At 35.4% G+C, this 20046-nt stretch carries 27 protein-coding genes; 24 read left to right on the top strand and 3 right to left on the bottom strand.

The window, feature by feature from the left end:
* Positions 1-165: 165 nt before the first annotated feature.
* The 8 genes from ACWI_RS05250 (at position 166) to ACWI_RS05215 (ending at position 6929) form a co-directional block, all read left to right on the top strand.
* A complete protein-coding gene (locus tag ACWI_RS05250; protein ID WP_070370383.1) occupies positions 166-789 on the top strand; it encodes a hypothetical protein in 624 nt (207 codons plus the stop codon).
* Between the two features lie 412 nt (positions 790-1201).
* Positions 1202-1780, top strand: coding sequence for a recombinase family protein (locus tag ACWI_RS05245; RefSeq protein ID WP_070370382.1), 579 nt, complete (start codon positions 1202-1204; stop codon positions 1778-1780).
* Complete coding sequence (locus ACWI_RS05240) at positions 1777-2118, top strand: DUF6075 family protein (protein ID WP_070370381.1); 342 nt, start codon at positions 1777-1779, stop codon at positions 2116-2118. The genes ACWI_RS05245 and ACWI_RS05240 overlap by 4 nt, the downstream gene beginning before the upstream one ends.
* 19 nt (positions 2119-2137) lie before the next feature.
* The gene (locus ACWI_RS05235) at positions 2138-3304 is read left to right on the top strand and encodes a hypothetical protein (RefSeq protein ID WP_070370380.1); all 1167 of its coding nucleotides are present in this window, start codon (positions 2138-2140) and stop codon (positions 3302-3304) included.
* 1167 nt (positions 3305-4471) lie between these two features.
* A complete protein-coding gene (locus ACWI_RS05230) occupies positions 4472-4789 on the top strand; it encodes a hypothetical protein (RefSeq protein ID WP_070370379.1) in 318 nt (105 codons plus the stop codon).
* Positions 4773-5252 (top strand): hypothetical protein, encoded by a 480-nt coding sequence (locus tag ACWI_RS05225; RefSeq protein WP_070370378.1) that lies wholly within the window; start codon positions 4773-4775, stop codon positions 5250-5252. The genes ACWI_RS05230 and ACWI_RS05225 overlap by 17 nt, the downstream gene beginning before the upstream one ends.
* A complete protein-coding gene (locus tag ACWI_RS05220) occupies positions 5245-6072 on the top strand; it encodes a ParA family protein (RefSeq protein ID WP_070370377.1) in 828 nt (275 codons plus the stop codon). Before ACWI_RS05225 ends, ACWI_RS05220 begins: the two co-directional genes overlap by 8 nt.
* Positions 6072-6929 (top strand): ParB/RepB/Spo0J family partition protein, encoded by an 858-nt coding sequence (locus ACWI_RS05215; RefSeq protein ID WP_070370376.1) that lies wholly within the window; start codon positions 6072-6074, stop codon positions 6927-6929. Before ACWI_RS05220 ends, ACWI_RS05215 begins: the two co-directional genes overlap by 1 nt.
* Before the next feature lie 20 nt (positions 6930-6949).
* Here ACWI_RS05215 and ACWI_RS05210 read toward each other — a convergent pair whose 3' ends face one another.
* The 3 genes from ACWI_RS05210 to ACWI_RS05200 form a co-directional block, all read right to left on the bottom strand.
* Complete coding sequence (locus tag ACWI_RS05210; RefSeq protein ID WP_070370375.1) at positions 6950-7633, bottom strand: hypothetical protein; 684 nt, start codon at positions 7631-7633, stop codon at positions 6950-6952.
* A gap of 1 nt (position 7634) precedes the next feature.
* Entirely contained in the window at positions 7635-8027 is a 393-nt protein-coding gene (locus ACWI_RS05205) for a helix-turn-helix domain-containing protein (protein WP_070370374.1), read from the bottom strand.
* Positions 8028-8242: 215 nt separating this feature from the next.
* Entirely contained in the window at positions 8243-8446 is a 204-nt protein-coding gene (locus tag ACWI_RS05200) for a hypothetical protein (protein WP_070370373.1), read from the bottom strand.
* 132 nt (positions 8447-8578) lie between these two features.
* Between ACWI_RS05200 and ACWI_RS18750 the strand changes: the two genes are divergently transcribed.
* From ACWI_RS18750 to ACWI_RS05125, 16 genes are all read left to right on the top strand, one after another.
* On the top strand, positions 8579-8719 hold the full coding sequence (locus ACWI_RS18750) for a toxin-antitoxin system HicB family antitoxin (RefSeq protein WP_139142321.1): 141 nt from the start codon (positions 8579-8581) through the stop codon (positions 8717-8719).
* A gap of 493 nt (positions 8720-9212) precedes the next feature.
* A complete protein-coding gene (locus ACWI_RS05195; protein WP_070370372.1) occupies positions 9213-9581 on the top strand; it encodes a hypothetical protein in 369 nt (122 codons plus the stop codon).
* Between the two features lies 1 nt (position 9582).
* On the top strand, positions 9583-10449 hold the full coding sequence (locus ACWI_RS05190; RefSeq protein WP_070370371.1) for a hypothetical protein: 867 nt from the start codon (positions 9583-9585) through the stop codon (positions 10447-10449).
* Between the two features lie 76 nt (positions 10450-10525).
* On the top strand, positions 10526-11398 hold the full coding sequence (locus ACWI_RS05185) for a ParB/RepB/Spo0J family partition protein (RefSeq protein ID WP_070370370.1): 873 nt from the start codon (positions 10526-10528) through the stop codon (positions 11396-11398).
* Complete coding sequence (locus tag ACWI_RS05180; RefSeq protein ID WP_070370369.1) at positions 11399-12412, top strand: relaxase/mobilization nuclease domain-containing protein; 1014 nt, start codon at positions 11399-11401, stop codon at positions 12410-12412.
* Between the two features lie 30 nt (positions 12413-12442).
* Complete coding sequence (locus tag ACWI_RS05175; RefSeq protein ID WP_070370368.1) at positions 12443-12814, top strand: hypothetical protein; 372 nt, start codon at positions 12443-12445, stop codon at positions 12812-12814.
* Between the two features lie 563 nt (positions 12815-13377).
* Complete coding sequence (locus ACWI_RS05170; RefSeq protein ID WP_070370367.1) at positions 13378-14175, top strand: hypothetical protein; 798 nt, start codon at positions 13378-13380, stop codon at positions 14173-14175.
* 320 nt (positions 14176-14495) lie between these two features.
* Positions 14496-15428 (top strand): hypothetical protein, encoded by a 933-nt coding sequence (locus ACWI_RS05165; RefSeq protein ID WP_070370366.1) that lies wholly within the window; start codon positions 14496-14498, stop codon positions 15426-15428.
* Positions 15425-15769 (top strand): HNH endonuclease, encoded by a 345-nt coding sequence (locus tag ACWI_RS05160; protein WP_070370365.1) that lies wholly within the window; start codon positions 15425-15427, stop codon positions 15767-15769. The genes ACWI_RS05165 and ACWI_RS05160 overlap by 4 nt, the downstream gene beginning before the upstream one ends.
* Before the next feature lie 98 nt (positions 15770-15867).
* Positions 15868-16524, top strand: coding sequence for a hypothetical protein (locus ACWI_RS05155; RefSeq protein ID WP_070370364.1), 657 nt, complete (start codon positions 15868-15870; stop codon positions 16522-16524).
* Positions 16525-16638: 114 nt separating this feature from the next.
* Positions 16639-16986, top strand: a complete 348-nt coding sequence (locus ACWI_RS05150; RefSeq protein ID WP_070370363.1) for a hypothetical protein — start codon at positions 16639-16641, stop codon at positions 16984-16986.
* 116 nt (positions 16987-17102) lie between these two features.
* A complete protein-coding gene (locus ACWI_RS05145; RefSeq protein WP_070370362.1) occupies positions 17103-17564 on the top strand; it encodes a hypothetical protein in 462 nt (153 codons plus the stop codon).
* Between the two features lie 200 nt (positions 17565-17764).
* Entirely contained in the window at positions 17765-18202 is a 438-nt protein-coding gene (locus tag ACWI_RS05140; protein WP_070370361.1) for a hypothetical protein, read from the top strand.
* Between the two features lie 35 nt (positions 18203-18237).
* Complete coding sequence (locus ACWI_RS18415) at positions 18238-18774, top strand: MobC family plasmid mobilization relaxosome protein (protein WP_175440901.1); 537 nt, start codon at positions 18238-18240, stop codon at positions 18772-18774.
* A gap of 71 nt (positions 18775-18845) precedes the next feature.
* Positions 18846-19277: a single-stranded DNA-binding protein gene (locus tag ACWI_RS05130; protein ID WP_070370360.1), complete on the top strand. Its 432-nt coding sequence runs from the start codon at positions 18846-18848 to the stop codon at positions 19275-19277.
* A gap of 132 nt (positions 19278-19409) precedes the next feature.
* Positions 19410-19997, top strand: coding sequence for a DUF7768 domain-containing protein (locus ACWI_RS05125; protein WP_070370359.1), 588 nt, complete (start codon positions 19410-19412; stop codon positions 19995-19997).
* Positions 19998-20046: the final 49 nt, after the last annotated feature.

Genomic DNA, 20046 nt, shown 5'->3' with positions numbered 1-20046 from the left:
ACATATCATGGACTTTTCCCGTGAGATCAGTTATCGGATGGAGGATACCATCGCCTGGCTAAAGAGCACCAACTAGTGGACCACTTTTGAAATAAAAATCTGGACCATTTTTCACTTGACGAAAGCAAAGATGAGATTATCATTGACGTTGATGATGTTTTAAAATTGCTGTATGAAAAAGATGTGACTTATGAGTTTGATGTATTATATGTTGGTCAAGCTCAAGGAAGGGAAAAGAATCGTGGAGCATTAGAACGATTAGAAAGCCATAAGACTCTTCAAAAAATTGTAATTGAGTGTCTAAGTACTACACCAAACAAACGTACTTATATTCTGCTTTTTGAATTTCAGGAATACAATGTGCTTTTAATGAATGGTATTGATAAAATATTCCAAGTGGATGAAAGGATCGATAAAGAGCATTTTGACTCTTTAGTTGAAGAAGTGATAGGTATAAATCTTTGTCCACCAGAAAATCGTATGAGGCAAATTGTTAACATTACTGAAGCGGCAATAATTTGCTATTTTAAACCAATATATAATAAAATGTTAGTGGATAATTTTCCTTCTTCAAGGCATACTAGCTATAAACGTTATTATGATCTCGAATACAATATGGTGACTATTGAGCTTAGTATAAATAATGATTATCCAAATTTTGTTTTAAAAACAGACACAAATATAATTGATTCTCCTTGGAAATTTATTGAATTTGAGTTATATAAAGATGATCGTCCGAGTATGTTAGACATCTTTAATAGGTCGAACAATACAATCAAAGAAGAATAAATAGTCGACTTGACTTGAGTCACAGAGTATATCGAAAGAGAAAACGAAAATCCAGTGAAAATTGATGGAATTTTAGAAAAGGAACTTCAAAAAAGGTAAGAGGGTTTTGAGCTTATTGAAACAAGGTAAAAAGCTTGTTTTCCCAAATGTTCACGAAATGGAAAGAATCTTAAATGAAGAAATAAAAATAACATCTAAAAGTCAATAGAGAATCGGAATATGGTGATTCTCTTTTTTTATACAAAAGAATCAAAAACGGCCGTTTTTGATTCTTTTTTCATTTCTTCTTTACTTATTGAATTTATGGGGATATAATAGTGTCATAACAAGTATCATAATCAAAGTATCATTAAAGTTGCTTTTATACGTTTATGATGCTAATTTAACACGGATATGGAATGGTAAGAAAATTATGATATTTGGATACACAAGAGTCTCGAAAACAGAACAAAATTTAGATCGGCAAATTGATCAACTTAAAAACATTGGGTGTGAGAAAATATTTCAGGATAAAATAACTGGAATGACGATGGATCGACCAGAGCTAAATAAAATGTTTGATTATTTACGTGAAGGTGATACGATCATGGTAACGGAATTGTCTCGCTTCGGAAGATCAGTAAAAGACCTTCTTGAATTAGTTGATCGGATAGAAATGAAAGGTGCAAATTTAAAGAGTCTAAAAGAACCATGGGCGGATACCACGACACCACAAGGTCGAATGTTATTTGTCGTTTTTGCTGGCATTGGGCAGTTTGAAAGAGATTTGATAAGTCAACGTACAAAAGAAGGTTTGGAAAGCGCCAGAGCCAGGGGAAGAAAAGGTGGAAGACCTAAGTTGCCGGCAGATAAAATTAATCTTGCGTTAAAAATGTACGGAAGCAAAGATTACTCGATTGCTGAAATTACCGAAGCTACTGGAGTAAGTAAAAAAAGTATTTACCGATACTTAGAAATGGTAAAAAATTCGAAGGAGATCATAAATAAATGAAAAAAACTAATTTCAACTCAAATTTTGAGATTTTAATAAAACGTGATCAGACTCATCCGGAAGATATTGAAAGAATAGCATTGTTTATTATTATTGCCGGCAATGAAGATCTATTTGTAAAAGCAAGAAATATTTATGATTTTGAGGATCATTCGATTATTCCAGAAGTATTGGATTCTGAAAATGTGGATTTTTGTGGTAGTTCTCGTGCATTGGTTAAATTAGGATACAACCTATTTAATGGTTTCCCAGCAGATATAATGGAGACTTTTAGACGGCTTGATGATGATAACTTTGCATTGGCCATGTCAGCTATTAAAAAACGTTTTAGAGGATAATTAGATAGAGGGGTGTTCTGTGATTAAAAAAGTAGATCAAGATAATAAGGATGTAACAAATTCTCAGCAATTATCATTCGACGGTTTGAGTGTTATATCACTGCTTGATGAGATTATAAAAGATGCTTCTAATAATGAAATTAATAGTGTTAAACACTTAAAAACCGAGAAATTGGAAGACATATATTCAAAGATTAATGAATTAGTTGAAGAATTAGTCGTCGAATATGGCATCGATCCACAGGAAATAGATGTAGATGATATCAATCATGAAGTGACTAAATTAGCTCTTGTTGAAATTATTGGGAATAAGAATTTGATACAAACCAGTAAAGTATCAAAACAACAGGGACTTGCATCTCAAAAGGGACAATTTGGAATTTCATTTAATGTTGGCGGATCAGGTGTTAATGCAGCTACGGTAGAAATGAAAATGGAATTAAAATCTGATGAGAAGATTGAGTATTATGATACAGTTGTACAAGATGCAATAGGAACTCTAATGGATCAAAATGGTGGCAGTAATGTAAGTATTTCACCGGCTCAAATTTATCGCAAAATGGCCGGATTGGAACCAGGAGAAAAAGTTAGTTCAAATTGCGAGAAGGAAATTATTGAATCAGTAGATAAGATGAGATGGACCCGAGCCTGGATCGACTTTAAAGAGCAAGCAGGAAAGCATAAATCGCTTTCGATTGGATTAGAAGAAGCAACGTTGGAAGGCGCTTTAGTCCAAGCGGATAAACTAACGGCAAAAATTGGAGGCCATCAAAAAATGGTATACTATTTTTATCGCCCCCCTTTATCATATATATATAGCCAGAGAGTCAACCAAATCGCCACAGTCGAGTCTAAATTATTAGAGACATCTGGTGTTGGACAGAAAGATGTTGGATCTAAAACTCGACGTAACACGAAAGAATTCATTTGTTTAAAGCATTTTTTAGCAAAAGAAATTGAATTTATGAAATATCAAAAAAATAAAGGTCAACCTTATGAAAGCAGAAGAAAATATGAAACAATTTTTCAGACGATTGGTGCCGAGAATATCACGGATAAACAAATGCGCCGACTTCGGGAAGATGTAGATTTTATTCTTTCGCTTTGGGTTGAAAGAGCTTATATTAAAGAGTATGAGGTTTATAAAAAAGGTCGAGCCTATGCGGGGGTAAAAATATATTTATAAAACTTGGTACTTTCATTTAGTTGATATTAATTAGAATTAAGGATTTTGAATTATAATTAAGTTAAAGCAGTTAAATATCAAATGAATGGAGGTGGAATTTATTGAGCGCATCATGGGAAGTTGATGAAAAAAAACTCACTTCTTCAGAAGTATGTTTGTGTGGTCAAGGTACTATTGATCATTATCATGTAGAGCTATCACATACTAAGGTTCTTAGAACTAAAACTGAAACGACATCAGAGGTAAACTGTAAAAATCCCGAATGTCCGTCTAAAAAAAAATCATATTAAATTTGTATGTCTCAAAGAGGTTCGTTTTCTTCGGAAAATCGGATCTTTTTTTTAACTCAGTTTAGTTTCTTAAATAATACTTAAGTGATAATATTTAGTATGGGTCGCATAAGTGGGCAAGTTGGGTCGCATAAGTGGGCAAGTTGGGTCGCATAAGTGGGCAAGTTGGGTCGCATAAGTGGGCAAGTTAAAAGTTTGTTTTTTATAGTGGAAATGGCAATTTACTGGGGTATTTTGACCATCTTTAATAATTCACTAAGTTCTGTAAGAACTGTAAGTTCTTATAGCTGGTTTTTGGTGTAGGTTTACAATGGCTTTAAAATGCCGTTTAATGTAAGAAAGCAAATAGTTTTCTTGTGTTGAGGGGTAAACCACAGTAAAATAACCCGCACGTCTAATCACCGTGTATAGTCCGTTAAAGGGATGTATTTTTTAAAGAGTGGTTCGTTACCGTCCTGTCGCCTGGAGTTATCCAGGAGGGGGGGGATACAATTGTGTGATAACAACCGGTGTTTTATGGCAGATCCTTGACCGGCAGAGTATTGCGAGCAGTAATGCTTGCGAAGGGTTTAGAAACCTTAAGCGTCCTATACGCCAATTCTAAATTCTTTCCCTTGTTTTAAATTATTTATTTAATTTAAAACAGGGGGGGGAAAAATTTTGTGTCCTTAGTGAACCTTCCGCCAATTCTAAATTCTTTAGAACTAAAAAGCAAGTAAATTGAAAAGAAAATTTTTCAGTCGGCATTCTTTTCTGACTATAGTCTGGCAATTTCACTTAGATACAATAGATAATATATATATAGTCAGTTTTATATTGACTATATATATTATCTATTGTATAATGAATTAACTTAGAAAAGAAAGGAAATAATTCTATGTTAAAAAGTAAACATGAAATTGAAATGGAAAAAAAGAGGTTCCTTATTAAGTACAAAGATGAATTAAAATCTTTTAATGTTTTCAAGTATTATAGAGACAAATGTGAAGGGTTATTTGTATTTGGTGAGGACGATGAAAAAGACTTTGTAAAGGATTTAAAGTTGTTTGGATTGTTTAAAATCGTTCAAGCGCAAAATCAAACAATCAAACGCCAGTCTAATGTTTTAAAGGCTTTAATTAAAGAATTGCCAGAAGAAAAGCAATTCGATTTCTTAGAGATTCTTGGTGAAGGAACGGATGAAGAAGGTTATTAAGAATAAATTGTATAACACCCAATCTGCCACTCAATTGGCAGATTGGGAAAATGGCTGTCCTAGAATGGATCCTTTGTATGTTAAGGAGAATCTTTATATAAAAAAGACTGGTGAATATTTTATTCACGCTTACGGTGGAGCTGCTACTCAATATGCTGAACAAAGCGGTAATAATCAATTTACTGCTGGAGAAATATTACTGCCAATAACTTTTGAAGAAGCTGAAAGTTGGGCGAAAGAAAAACTTCAAGCAGAAGTATATGATAAAATTTTTGGTATAAATCCAGATTCTGAAAATAAAGAAGAAGTTGGCATATATTTAAAGATACCCGCAGTTCTTGACAAAAAAATGAGATTTAAATTGCAGCGAGAGAAGGATCAGAAGATAAAAACGATTGGAAATTATATTATATCTCTAATTAAAAAAGATTTAAACGATGATGAAGGAGACGATCATGAGTAATTGTACGGTCATTGCGGTTGTTAATCAAAAGGGCGGTGTAGGAAAAACCACATCAACTTATAACCTGGGTTGGGAATTAGGAAAATTAGGCAAAAAAGTTCTTCTAGTAGATTTAGATTCGCAGGCAAATTTAACAATGCAAGCAGGTGTTCCAACTCCAGACAAATTGAGCTTTACATTGGCGACTTTATTAACAAAGTGTATTTATGATGATGAATTTACATATGATAATGAAGATATTCTTATCCATAAGGAGATGATCGATCTTCTACCTTCTAACATTGAATTATCAAATGTGGAAATTCAGATTGTTAACGTGATGTCGAGAGAAAGCGTCCTAGATCGAATTTTAGAAAAATATAAAGATGACTACGATTATATAATCATTGATTGCATGCCTTCATTAGGGATGATGCCAATAAATGCTCTTGTTGCTGCCAATAAAGTTATTATCCCAGTTGTTCCGGAATTTTGGGCAGTCAAAGGGATCGAAGCATTGCTGAAAACGATCAAGAACGTTAAAAAGAAGATGAATAGTGGATTAGAAATTGAAGGGATACTATTAACAAAATATACACCTAATTTAAGAATCACAAAGGAAATGGAACAAATTATTACTGATGTTTTTGGTGAAAGGATTAATGTGTTTGATTCAAAAATTCCGGCAGTTACAAAAATGGGCGATACTGCTATCAACTCCTTAAGTGCTCGTGAAATGTATGAGAGTTTAAAAATAAAGAAGCATAAAGAGTCAATTGAAAAAGTAATGACTGCCTATAAAAATCTTTCTTTAGAAATCGTAAACAAGGAGATGAAGTAATGGTGAACCGATTAGACAGTTTATTTAGCTTGGATGATGAAGAACTTTTAATGATAGAAGTCAATAAATTACTGGAATTCGAGGATCATATATTTCCCGGTTATGATGAAAATTCTATGAAAAGTCTAATGAAAAGTATTGAGAGTCGTGGAGTTGTAACACCGATTCTTGTCAGAAAACATCCTAAAAATTTAGGTAAGTATGAAATTCTTGCCGGCCACAACAGAGTTGAAGCTTGTAAAAGACTAAATATCGATATTATACCGGCACGTTTGTTTAATGATTTGAGCGAGGACGATGCAAAAATGATTGTCATCGAGACAAATCTCAATCAAAGAAATTTGAACGATTTTAAAGTATCAGAGCGTGCTCATATTGTATCTGAATGGGATCGGTTGAGAAATGATAAAGATATTGAAAAAGAAAATGAAGAATTTTCAAATGAATCCGGACTGAATTTGGGAAGAATTCAAGTGTGGAGGTACAATAGAATACATAATTGCTTGATCCAAGAGATTAAAAATTTGCTTGATAATTATACGATCAGTATAAAAGCCGGAGTAGAATTATCTTATTTGGATGAAGATGGTCAGATGATCGTATTATCAGTATTAAATGAAGGATATAAATTAACCGAATCAAAGGCTTCTTTAATTAAAAATTTGTTCGAAGAAAATCAGATCACGAAAGAAGCAATCTTAGATTTATTTATTAAAAAGAAAAAAGAGAGAAAGCCATTTAAAATAAAACCTGAAATATTAGACAACTATTTTACAAAAGAAACTGATACAGAGATTCAAAAAATTCTAGTAGAAGCTCTAGATAAATATTTTAACAAAAAAGAAGGTAGTGAGTAAAATCATTACCTTCTTTTTTGTTATCGTTTTACAAACAAACCCAATACTGAAATAGCTGTTGCAGCAGCAGCCCAATTTCCGGCACGTCTGGTAGAAGAATTATTTGCTTTTGTTATTTTAATAATTTCCTTCTGTGATTTTTCAAGATACTGTTTGTGCATTTCATCATGATATAAATTAATTGCTTCGGTTATGGTATTGGCTCGATGATCGTTGATATAATCATAGATAATTTCTATAAATCCTGGAAACGTATATTTAAAGGGGAGCAAACCAGGATATCTGAAATTCTGATAGTTGAGGTATAGATCGGACAGAAGTAGATCTTTTTCATTATTCAGCGTATCTAGTTTTTTTATATATTTCTCCAATTTTCGCTTATTTGAAGAATTCAGGATAAAATAAAATACTAAGACAAGAGGGATATCAAGTATCGTAAATAATAAAATATTGGGCGTATATTGGTTATCCATGTATAAATAAAAGAAAATTGTAAATAATGTAGCTGAGGTAATAAAAATTGATAGAAAGAAGTTTCCTAAGTTACTGAAGGATAGTTTTTTGTGAGATTCAAAGGCATTGCTTAATTCTATAGTGTCTTCTTCCAGTTTAATAAGTAGATTGTAATCAGATGATTTCTGACTAAAATATGAACCGGCTTCTTTCAATTTTGTTAGTAAATTAATTCTATCTATATGATCCATTCTATATCCCCTTTTTTTTCTTTTCAATAATCATATTTTCAACAATATTCTCAAATTTTCCTAATAGTTTAATTTGTAGTCTTTCATCTTCAATTTTATCATAAATATCAAGTAAATCCTTCTGATTTTTCGTTAATTTAATGGAATATTCTTGTTTGATTTTATGTGCATATTCGCTTGTTTCAACGGATGGTTTTTCTATTGATCGGCCGATCAAATCGTCTAGAGATATCTGGAAATAATCAGCAAGTTTAATTAACGTTCCAAGCTCTGGCTGTCTTTCTTCATTTTCGTACTTGCTGATACTAACAAATGATACACCAATAATGTTGCCCAATTCAGTTTGGGTAAGTTTATTTTTTATTCGAAGTTTTCTCAATATTTTTGGGAACATTAGGGATCTCCTTTATCAGTAGTATAATCTCCTGAATTATTTATTATACTACTCTTTATGCTCTTTTTTAAACCAAAATATCAAATAAATCATAAATACTACATTATTTAAAGGATTGACATTTGCAATTGAGTATAATATCATCTAATTATACTTAAAGTATAATTAGATGATAAAAAAAAACACTTACATAATATGTAAATGCTTAATATGGATTAATCAATATTATCATCTTTAAAATTAAGTTCTTTGGCTAAATTGATAATACCAGTATTTTTTTCATAATCACTAATACATTGTTCAATAAGAAATTCTATTTGCATTGCGATTGATCGTTTATTTTGTTCAGAAATATATTTTATTTTTTGAAAATTTTCATATCGCATACGCATTGTAAAAGCTTTTTTATTTGTAGTCATAATAACTCCTTTGATTTCATAGTGATTTCATTATAACATTAGTCAAAATTTAGTCAATATTTCACATTGACATCACTTTGAAATAAGACTATACTATTCATAGTGACATCACTATGAAAGCGAGGTTAGTTCATGGCAAAAATAATGACAATAAGACCAACAGATGAATTACATAATAAGTTAAAAGTTATAGCAAAACAAAGAGGTTTGACAATGAATGCATTAGTATTGAGTATTTTATGGGAATGGATCAATAAGAATTACAATAATTGATAGCTTTATATTAACATAATTTAACAGCTTTATAACATTAATTTTATGAAAGATGTTATATGGTAACCGCTGGGTTCAAGTCCTGGGTCTTTCTTTGATCTTAGATAAGTGAATAGTACGCATTATAGAAATTCCATAGTACCTTTAAAGGAGTGTTTAAAGGAAGCGACGACGCATTGTGTTGGGTTCACATAGTGACGGAAAATAATCTCATATTAGGGATTAATCGCAACAAAAAGAATTATGGACAATGCGACGCCTGTTGGTGCTGGCCTTTGTGGCGGGATTTATTTTCGTTTGTTTCTAATCAAAACAATTCTATAATGTGCCCGGAGTTTTTTACTCCATGGTTGGGGATCGATGTAGAATACAACCAATTAATATAAATAATTTGCAGATGAGTAGATTCTACTCGTCTGCTTTTTTGATGGTTTACAAATGTTCCTATTGGGGATATTTGTAAATCATTATAATTTTAAAGGAGAATAGTTTTATGGCGAATTTAATTTGGGAAAAAGAATCGGGTGAAAAGCACTATGAAGACGATTTGGTAAAGTATGTCTGTTATGGTTGTGATAAGGAATTTATCGTTGGCAAGCACTTTGCTGAAACGTCCGATCAGTTGCGGTGTCCGTACTGTGGGAAAGTAAAAGATCTGGATGTAAAATCAGAAGTTACAGGGGAATGGCTGGAAGAACTGGAGCTGGGATGCTTTGGAATCAGTTATACAATTGATAGAAATGGAAATCAAGTTATTCATCCGCTCGAACTTTTTGAGAAAGAAATCTTTTATAATCGACAGAATATGACAAATGAGCAAATCAATAAGCGCTATGCTGAAGTAGTGCAACAAATTCATTGAAATGAACTGGGATAAGCAGATACTTCGGGTTTTTCCAAAGAAAACCAGTTACACCCCTGAAGATCCCCTGACCTATTATCCGGATGGAATCATCCAGGCACCTATGTTTTCACTTTTTCCAACGTTTGATGAGATTCATATTTCCTGTTCCTTTACCTGGGATAAGGAATATTGTATTAAGCTTCAGGAACAATACCAGGCATTCACAGACCGGCCAGTAAAAGTTGGTGGCCCCGGATTTGCAAGTGCGGTAGGTGATTTCGTCCCTGGACTATATCTCAAGCCAAACATAATTTTTTCCAGCAGGGGTTGTAATAATCAATGTCCCTGGTGCAACGTACCAAAGATTGAGGGGCGTTTAAAAGAACTGCCTATTTGTCCTGGAAACATTATCCAGGACAATAATTTTCTTCAGACCAGTAAAAAGCACAAAGATCAAGTCTTTGAAATGTTACGGTCGCAGCGACGGATCCAGTTTAAAGGTGGATTACAATCAAATTTGATCGATGATCATTTTGTTGAGAATGTCAGAAGTCTAAAAATTGATGAATTATGGTTGGCCTGTGACACCGATCAGTCGCTGCCGGCTTTCAGAACGGCTTGTGATAAGTTAATTAAAGGAGGATTTAATCGGGAAAAGATCAAGTGCTATGTCTTGATTGGCGATGATATGGAAGCGAATGAAAATCGGCTCCAGGAAGTGTACCGGATGGGAGCCATGCCCTTTGCCCAACTAAGGCGGGATTTCAAACCGTTTAAAACCGAGTATTCAATGGAATGGAAAGCGTTCACCAGACAATGGCAGCGACCGGCGTCAATCAAAGCTCATATGGAACGAGGAACACAATTTAAAGACTATTCAACATAGAATCTTGTTTCCTCGGGAAACAAAATCAATTGGACCCAAACAGGGTCTTTTATTTATGAAAGGATGTTAAGTAAATATGGCTGATTATTCTGAATCTTCAATTTATGCTAGAATTGAAGTTAATCGTCTCATAGATTTCAAAAATCACATTTTTACCAAGTACAATGAAAGTGAAATGAAATCGATGATGGAAAGTATTGAAGATATGGGAGTGACAGATCCGATCCTGGTTCGACCACATAATGAGTATGAGGGGATGTTTGAGATTATTTCCGGCCATAATCGTGTGCAAGCTTGTAAAAGACTCGGAAAAAGAGATATCCATGCGGTTATCTATGAAGAATTAAAAGACGATAGCGCTGCTGAACTGATGCTCATTGAAACAAATATAAAAAAACGCAACCTCAATGATTTCAAAATATCTGAGAAAGCAAAAATTGTAGCCAGACGTTATAAACTGATGAAGAACTTAAATAAAAGAAAAGATCAATTATCAGATATTGAACGATCTAAATTCAATGAATTGGAAAAGGACAATCCTTTCAATATTGGTACACGACAGATTTTTTATTACGTACAGATTGATGATAATCTGACCACAGGGTTAAAAGATCTCTGTGATTCAGGGAAACTGGGTGTCAAGTCGGCAGTGGAGCTGTCTTATCTTTCTGATGCCGAACAGGATGTGGTGAGATCCTTTATGCTGGATGGAAATAAGCTATCCTATCATAAAGCAAACATTATCCGGAAAAAAGCGGAAATTGTCGAAATTTCAATGGAAGTGCTCAATGATATCTTCAATGATAAGGCTTTAAAAAAGAAGTCGGAAAAAACCTTTAAAATCTCACCAGAGATTATCGAAAAATACTTTCCAGATCTGGAGGACGAAGGTGACATCCAGATGACGGTTGAGTTGGCATTGGATCAGTATTTTTCTCAAAGCAGTTAAATGGCAGTTTTTAAAATCATTAAGTTCCAGCATGGCCAAACAAAAGCCGGAATGCATTACTGTATCAACTATACCCTGAAAATGGAAGCAGAAAATCACCTGGTGTCAACCATAAACTGTTCGTCCGAGAGTGCCTATGAAGAATTTATGCTGATCAAAAATATGTATAACAAGGATAGTGGACGGCTATATATTCATGCCGAACAGAGCTTTCCACCAGAAATACAGGATATGCAGCTTATTCATGAAATTGGGCGCCGACTGATTGAAGAAACCGATATTTTTAACGGTTTCCAGGTCGTCATTGGAACCCATACGGACCGAGGTCATATCCATAACCATTTCTGTATCAATTCAGTCAATGCTGAAACCGGTGCAAAATGGCATATCAGCAAAGCGGATCTGGAGGATATCAAGAATAAATCCCTGGAGCTGTGTCGGGAGGAAAATATTCGGATCTGGTGGGATAAGCAAAATGACCAGGATCAGGTGGCTCAGCCCGAAGACAATAATGAAAAGCTGCATACGGTTAAACAGGGAGAATATGAAAAGCAGAAACAGGGACAGAGCTGGAAGTATGAATTATTTCTGGCCGTTAAAGAGTGCGTAAAGCATTCCTTTAGCCAGGATGAATTTATATCGAATATGGAAAAACTCGGTTATGAAGTTCAATGGGATCATCATAAGCACATCACGTTTACGACGCCGGATGTTAAAAAGTGCAGAAATAATAAACTCTATCCGCCGGAGCGGTTCACTAAAGAAAAATTACTGGAGCAGTTTGAGAAAAACTGTCAAAGAAGAAGTGAGCGGACGAAAAAAATGCACCAGAAAGAAATGGACGATTTCGCCAGAAATGCCAGGAATATTCTTACTGCTTTACGATCCGGCAAGAGTAAGGAATCCAATTACTATCCATTAACTCACATGAAAAAGAAGCTGGAAGGAGAAGCGCTAAAAGAAAAGATCAAGCAAAAAGAAAACAGCAGCTATGATTGGGAGCAGGAATTATAAATTTGTTTCCAGTGAATAAGAAGGGATATTATGAAAAATATATTAAAGACAAAAGAAGAGCAAGAAAATCGGAAAGGAGAATCATTTAAAGAATCATTTATCGATAAATTATGCGTAGTAATAGCATCAATAGTTGAATTTGTATGGGGATGCTTTGTGGCCATGGTAGGTCTTGGGATATTTTATGTAATAATATATGGATTAAGCTATGTTGGTGTTGCGAGTATGATAACTGCAACGATATGGAAGGTGGGCTGCGGAGCTGGAGCTATTATTTTTTGCCTGTGTTTTCTTGGCAATATATCGATGATACACACATCTTTCGTAACAAAGCCGATTCTTTGGCTCGCAATGGCATTAATTCCAGGGATATTCTTTGTTCGTGCATTGATGTTTGCATAAAAATATTGATTTCAAAAAGATCAAGCAAAAAGAAAATAGCAGCCATGATTGGGAGCAGGAATTATAAATTTGTTTCCCGAGGAAACAAAGTGATTAAAAAGAAACTTGTTTCATCAAAATAAACATACTCAATGCGCACCCGGTGCAGTAGTCGATCAAACCGGAGAGCGGATCAAAAAGTGCACCCGGTGCAGTAGCCGATCAAGCCGGAGGTCGGATCAAAAAGTGCACCCGGTGCAGTAGCCGATCAAGCCGGAGGTCGGATCAAAAAGTGCACCCGGTGCAGTAGCCGATCAAGCCGGAGGTCGGATCAAAAAGTGCACTCGGTGCAGTAGCCGATCAAGCCGAAGGTCGGATCAAAAAGTGCACCCGGTGCAGTAGTCGATCAAGCCGGAGGTCGGATCAAAAAGTGCACCCGGTGCAGTAGCCGATCAAGCCGGAGGTCAGATCAAAAAGTGCACCCGGTGCAGTAGCAGACCAGACTGGATGATCGGAGCAAAAAACGCACCCGGTGCGTAAATGGACTGACAAGAAAATATAAAAATTCAAGGAGTGTAAGATAAATGAAGAATAAAGGCAGATCATTCGATCAAATGGTTTTCAATAAAAAGCCTAAGAAAGCATGGGGACTAAAGGAAGATGAAACAGTGGTGGAATCACCCAGAGATGATTATGAGGATGCAATAGTCAGTGAGGTTGAACCGGATCTTCCTCAGTCGGAGGTTGATCAGTTAAACCATAAAGTGGATCATCCACTTGAAAAAAATAATCATGACCGATTACCGATTGAAAATCAACGAGCAGAATTAACCAATCAGAGTGATGATAAAAATTTGAATGATGAGATTGTTATCAAAGCTGATCATAAAGATATTACGACATTGGAAAAAATTATCGCCAAGATTCAGGCCGAAAAAGAAGAATTAGCATTTGAAAATGACCGGTTAAAATTTCATAACAGCGAAATGAAAGAAATTATAGTGGCTATGGGCTTAACCGGAAAAATGGAATTGCTGGAAAATTATAAAAATGAAAGTGAAAAGAAAGATTTCATCATTAAAAAACTTGAAAATAAATTAAATGATAATCAAGCCTACATTGAAAATCTGAAAACCAATTTATTTTCTGGAATAAATCAGCTATTTGAACAAAAACCCATGCAGACCCTTCAAATTGAAGAAATTAAAATCGAAAATATTTCGAAAATCCCAGGTGAAAGCGAAGAATCCATCGAAAATAAGGTTTTAAATTTAAAAAGTGAAGGGAAAAGCCCCCGGCAGATAGCAAGTATCACAAATTTAACTACAATAAAAATCGATGAAATTCTAAAAAAGCATGAAAGGGTCGAAAAACATGCCTAAATTATGGCCGATCAGCCCCATATTTTCTTTTTCAATCACCCGGGCGTTACAAATGCCCATTTGTAACGCCCAAAAGACCGGAGTTGGGACGAAGGGCAAGATTCCCGAATGTTTACAGATGGGCGAACGGCCCATCTGAAACATTCAGATCTTGTTTTCTCTTTCTGAGAAAATGAAGTATGGGGGACACCCCCAAACCCCCGGAAAAGAAAATTCCTGTTTCCTCGGGAAACAAACGATGAAAAAGATAAAAAAATAATCAGATTAATTTTTGGACTTTGAACAAAACGTATTATTTTAAAATGCAAGGAGTGAGTGTAGTGCCTAAAATCGAATATGTTCCAAAGAAGTTTCGACAGACCAGCCTTGAATTAATATGGAGAATAAATACTGTCATAGCAGACTATGAAGCTCAGGGTTACAGCTTGACGTTAAGACAAGTCTATTATCAAATGGTAGCACGAGATATTATTCCCAATAATGAAAGAAGCTATAAAAATCTGGGTGCACTGATTAATGATGCTCGACTGGCTGGATTGATCGACTGGAATGCGATTGAAGATCGCACCCGAAATATTCGAGGTCGTACTCATTGGGAAAAACCAGGAGATGTTATTAAGGCTGCTGCATATAACTATCATTTAGATTATTGGCAGGATCAAGACAATTATGTTGAGGTTTGGGTAGAAAAGGATGCACTAGTAGGAGTAGTTGGCAGAATCTGTGACCAGCTGGATCTCAAATATTTTTCTTGCCGAGGGTATGTAAGTCAATCAGAAATGTGGGTTGCTGCCAAAAGGTTAGAGAAAAGACAACGTGAAGGCAAGAATATTGTTCTGCTGCACCTGGGCGATCACGATCCAAGTGGAATAGATATGAGCCGGGACATCCTGGACAGATTGAATGTTTTTGAAACGGACGATATTGAATTCAAAAGATTAGCTTTGAACATGGAGCAAGTTGAAGAATACAATCCACCGCCCAATCCTACCAAATTGACTGATAGCCGTGCCACTAAATACCTTTCGGACTTTGGTGATGAATGCTGGGAGCTGGATGCGCTGGAGCCTAAAGTAATTGATGCACTTATTAAGGACAATGTACTTAAGTTTCGGGATGAAAAAAAATATAATCAGATCAAAAAGCAAGAAGCATTAGGAATAGAATTCTTAGAAGAAATTGCAGAGAACTTTGATCGTATTGAACTGAATTGGAAAGAGATTAAAAGTAACTATATGATGGGTGATTTATGAGCAGAAAAAAGTTAAATCAATCTGAAAGAAAGAAGATTTTTAATAAAACAGATGGACATTGTGCCTATTGTGGAACGGAATTGGAATTTGGTAAGATGCAGATCGATCATATTGTCCCGATCAGTCGGGGTGGTGAGGATGATGAGAAAAACATGATAGCTGCTTGCCGATCCTGTAATCATTACAAAAGTACTTTATTTCTGGAGGAATTCAGATCCGAAATCGAAAAGTGGCATCAACGGCTCATGCGGGATAGTGTTACTTATAAAAACGCAATCCGATATGGGGTGGTTGAGCATAAGTCGAAGGAAATTGTCTTTTATTTTGAGACAATTCAATGATTTGATTTTCAAAGTTTAAAAATGGGAAGTGCCTATTTTGTTTCCTCGGGAAACAAAATACCGCTGATAATTGGATTTAATAGTGGAGGAAATAATCAATGAGTAGTGATGGGCGGAGTGAAGGCGGAGGTCGGTTCATATTTTTGGTTGTTATAGTAATTGCTGCTACTGGATTAATTGGTTATATAAGCAAAAGTAATGATCTCCGATACCTAAACAAACCGGTAGTTGAAAGAATTGATGAAATTATATTTTTAAACGATTCAAATATTGAGACTTCCGACTTGTATCGAATAAAGGTGAAAGATGGGTTAATCGAAATATATCATAATAGCGAGAATTATAAAGCTGTTTATAAAGTCAAAGATGCAGACTCGCTGGAATTCCAATCGCCAGATGGTGAAATAATGGTTATCAGGTACATCGACTATACTAAGCCTGAATCAATTGAACAAATTGACATCTTTAATTATGCAATCAAAGTCTTCGAAGGAACTACTTCTTTAGATGATCAAATCAAGCTGAAGCTTTCTGGTAATAATACGGCTGAGATTGTATTAAATAATGAAAACATGACAAACAAACTAACTAGTGGAGTTGAAAATGACGGTGCAATAGGGAGGGCAGTATTATGGTCGCTTATAATAATTGTGGGCATCATTATTGGAGTCGTAATTGTTTTGATCGCTGTTTCAAATTACAGGTTAAAAAAAGAGCGAAAAAAAGCCGATGATAAGTGGAAAAGTATGTTTTAGCAAAACATTGATCATCATTAATGAAGGAAAAAAGACATTCGAGAATATAAAAAATGCCAAATCTGTTTCCTCGGGAAACAGGATTAAAAGAAAATAACATAGGAGGATAAATCAATGAATGAACTGGAATTTAAAAATACCGCTGAATTAGCAAACTGGGCAAATGACAAAGAGATTTTCAATCTGGAATATCTTGGCACCCTGGGTGGCAGAAAAAACCAAAACTGCTTTGAAGCAGATATTGAAAAGAAAGGGGTCTATCTTATCTGTATTGAAAAAAGCGAAACAGAAATATTTCTAAATAGCCTTGAGGAATTGTCGGATTGGCAAGGAAAAAACGAAGTCACTGATCTGATCAACAATGGATTAAGTGATATCTATATCGGCTTTAATCAATTTACTGCTCAAAGCAATGGGCATGAAATTCAGATTTATATCGAAGCCGTTTCCTGTGCTTTATAAATTCTTGTTTCCTCGGGAAACAAGATGAAGGTAGGTGTGAACAAATAAAACGAATTACAGGTTGCGTTTTATATAAGGATATTAATTATGTCAAAAATTTAATATAGGAGTATTTTATGAGACATCTAAAATCTTTTGGATCAGTTTTTTTTATGGCTTTGGTAGTTGTGCTTGTAGAGTTTATTGTGATTGTTTGGATGCCGCAAGTCCTTAATAATATCTACGAGAATATCAAAGAGGAGTTTGCAGAGCCATATTATCAAATGGATTCAAATACTTTCGAAATGATACCCCCTCAAAATGTTGAGGAAGAAAGTAAAATTCAATTTTCGGAAATCCAGTTCAATGCAAATTTAATTACGATGGTTCTTTATCCGACATATCAAGTTTTTATGGTTGATTATTTGGTAAATGAAACAACCACTTCTGATAAATATTTAGCAGAAGGTACTTTTATTAATCCTGAGAATCAAACGCAATACACAATTCGTCCGGTTAAAGTTAACGGATCAAAGCAAGTTAATCAAATTGAGATACTGGTTGGTGATAAAGTAATTCAAACATTAAATAAACAGTAATGGTTCTATTTGTTTCCTCGGGAAACAGGATGGAGGTGATTGAGATAAAGATGGAGCATGGCGAAAAATTATAATCTGGCAGAAAATGCTTTGATATTGAAGCGTGTTATCATAAAAATTAATGATGCTAATGATCAATTTCAGTAAAAAGTGTAATTTCACGAACTACGGTGTGTAAAGTTGGGGAGGATGGTTGATAAATGAATGAAGTTCTATGGCTATTTGCTGGAGCGTGTATTACAAGTGTATTTTATATAATCTATGAACTTTTTAGAATTGAGGATCTACAATTAAACGAGTCTGCAAATCCAACTATGTTTGATGATGTCATAGAGAGTCTAAAGAAAATTGATGATAAAAGTGATGAAATGATTAAAGATTTTAATTGTTTAAGAAATGAGTTTGAAGCAAATCACAATTCTATCCGTAGACAGATAGCATGTGCAACAGTACATTCAATCGATGTAAGCCAAATCTCTGACGACTTAGAGAATCTGAAAAAATACTTCACAAATGTAGAAATATTGCAAAATAAAAATAAGATGCTCGAAGATGAAAATAAGGCTTTGCTTCAACTTTTAAGATTGGATCAGAAAGCGACGACAAATGAAGATATTCAAACATTAAATAAACAGTAATGGTTCGATTTGTTTCCTCGGGAAACAGGATGGAGGTGATTGAGATAAAAAAGAAGACACTATGCAGCTTACGTCTGGATAAAGGGTTGTCCCAGGACGCTCTGGCAACGATGCTGGGAGTCTCACGAAAAAAGATTTATCGCTATGAAAATGGTTTAACCATTCCCAGTGATGAAATTAAGCAGCAGCTGGGCCTGATCTTCTACCTGAGCCGGGATGATCTGGATGAAGTTATTAAAAATACCGTTGATGCTGCCAAAGAAAAAAGCCAAACCTATCCCTGCACCATTTCGTTTCGGTGTACAGCGGATATGTATGATAAAATAGAAGCCAACGCAAAAATGGCCAACATGACAGTGGGCCAATATGTCAGAGAAACCTATGCCGGCGGGCAGTTAGTCGTTTTAGACGGACTCAAGGATTTTTCAAAGGATCTGACCAGGATCGGCACGAATCTTAATCAATTGACCAAGCTGTGTCATATGGGGAAGATCAATGCCCCTGAATTAAAATCAGTACAGAAAACACTAACGGAGATTTATATCAAGCTGAATCGAATCATCAGCAAATGAGATAGATCTTTTTTTATTGGCTCATTTCTGTTTCCTCGGGAAACAGGGAAATATAAATTAAAGGAGAAGTTATGAACAAAGTAATTCTAATTGGCAGGCTGACCAGAGATCCGGAGGTGAAAAATACCACCACCGGCAATGCCGTGGCGACATTTACTCTGGCAGCGGATCGGCGCTTTAAAAACAAAGATGGACAAAAGGAAGCGGATTTTATACCCATTGTGGTGTGGGGCAAGCAGGCCGAGTTTGTCGGACAGTATTTATCCAAGGGCAGTCAAATTGGGTTGTCGGGGCGATTACAGGTGCGGAGTTATGATGGCCAGGATGGTCAGCGCCGGTACGTGACCGAAGTGGTGGCCGATGAGGTCTATTTCATTTCCACCAAGCGAAAGGAGAATAACGGCAGTTATCAAAATGGCTTGTCAACCGGAATGGGAAATGGAGTGATGGGGCTGGATGAGGATTTTCATCTAATGGCTGATGAAGACGATATCCCTTTTTGAAGCGATTCTGATTAAAGGGCTGCTTAAAGAAGGAGATACTTACCAGACAGATATCAAAAATGATGATCTGTTTTTTTATGTAATGACTCAAAGCTGTTTCCTCAGGAAACAAAAATAAGGGGGATAACTGACATGAAAATGGTATATGTGTGTTCACCACTCAAGGCGAATGAAGAAAGAAGCATGGAAGAAAATATGAACCGGGCCAAAGAATGGTGCCGGCAGGCCAGCGAATTAAATGTACTGCCACTGGCTCCCCATACCATCTTTACCCAATACCTGGACGACACCATCCCAAGCCAGCGGGATAAGGGTCTTGAAATGGGGATCGAACTGCTTAAGCAGTGCAAAGAGATCTGGGTGCATGGAAATACATTATCTGAAGGGATGATCAGTGAGATTATTTTGGCCAAAGAAATGAATAAACCGATTATTGCGAAGGATATGGATCGGGAAACCTATAAAGATTTTATGGCCTATCAGGGAGTATTCAAAGAAGCGTTTTCAGATGAACAGGGGGAACTGGTATGCGTCGGACTCGACGAGGGACTGGATGTATCAAGCTATGCCCGATCCAATGTGTCAGCCGATCAGATGAAAGAACGGATTGATCAGTTAAAACAGGGAATTGAGAATGATCTGGAGATTATTGATATTTCCGAAAGAAAACGCTTTGAACCGGAACTGGATTATGAAGAAGATTGGGCGCAGGAAGCATAAGCTTGTTTCCCGAGGAAACAGGAAATGGAAAGGAGAAGGTAATGGTACG

Source organism: Acetobacterium wieringae (assembly GCF_001766835.1).
Lineage (GTDB): Bacteria > Bacillota > Clostridia > Eubacteriales > Eubacteriaceae > Acetobacterium > Acetobacterium wieringae.
The sequence above is the reverse complement of the archived record's forward strand: the minus strand, read 5'-3'. Positions and strand labels throughout refer to the sequence as shown.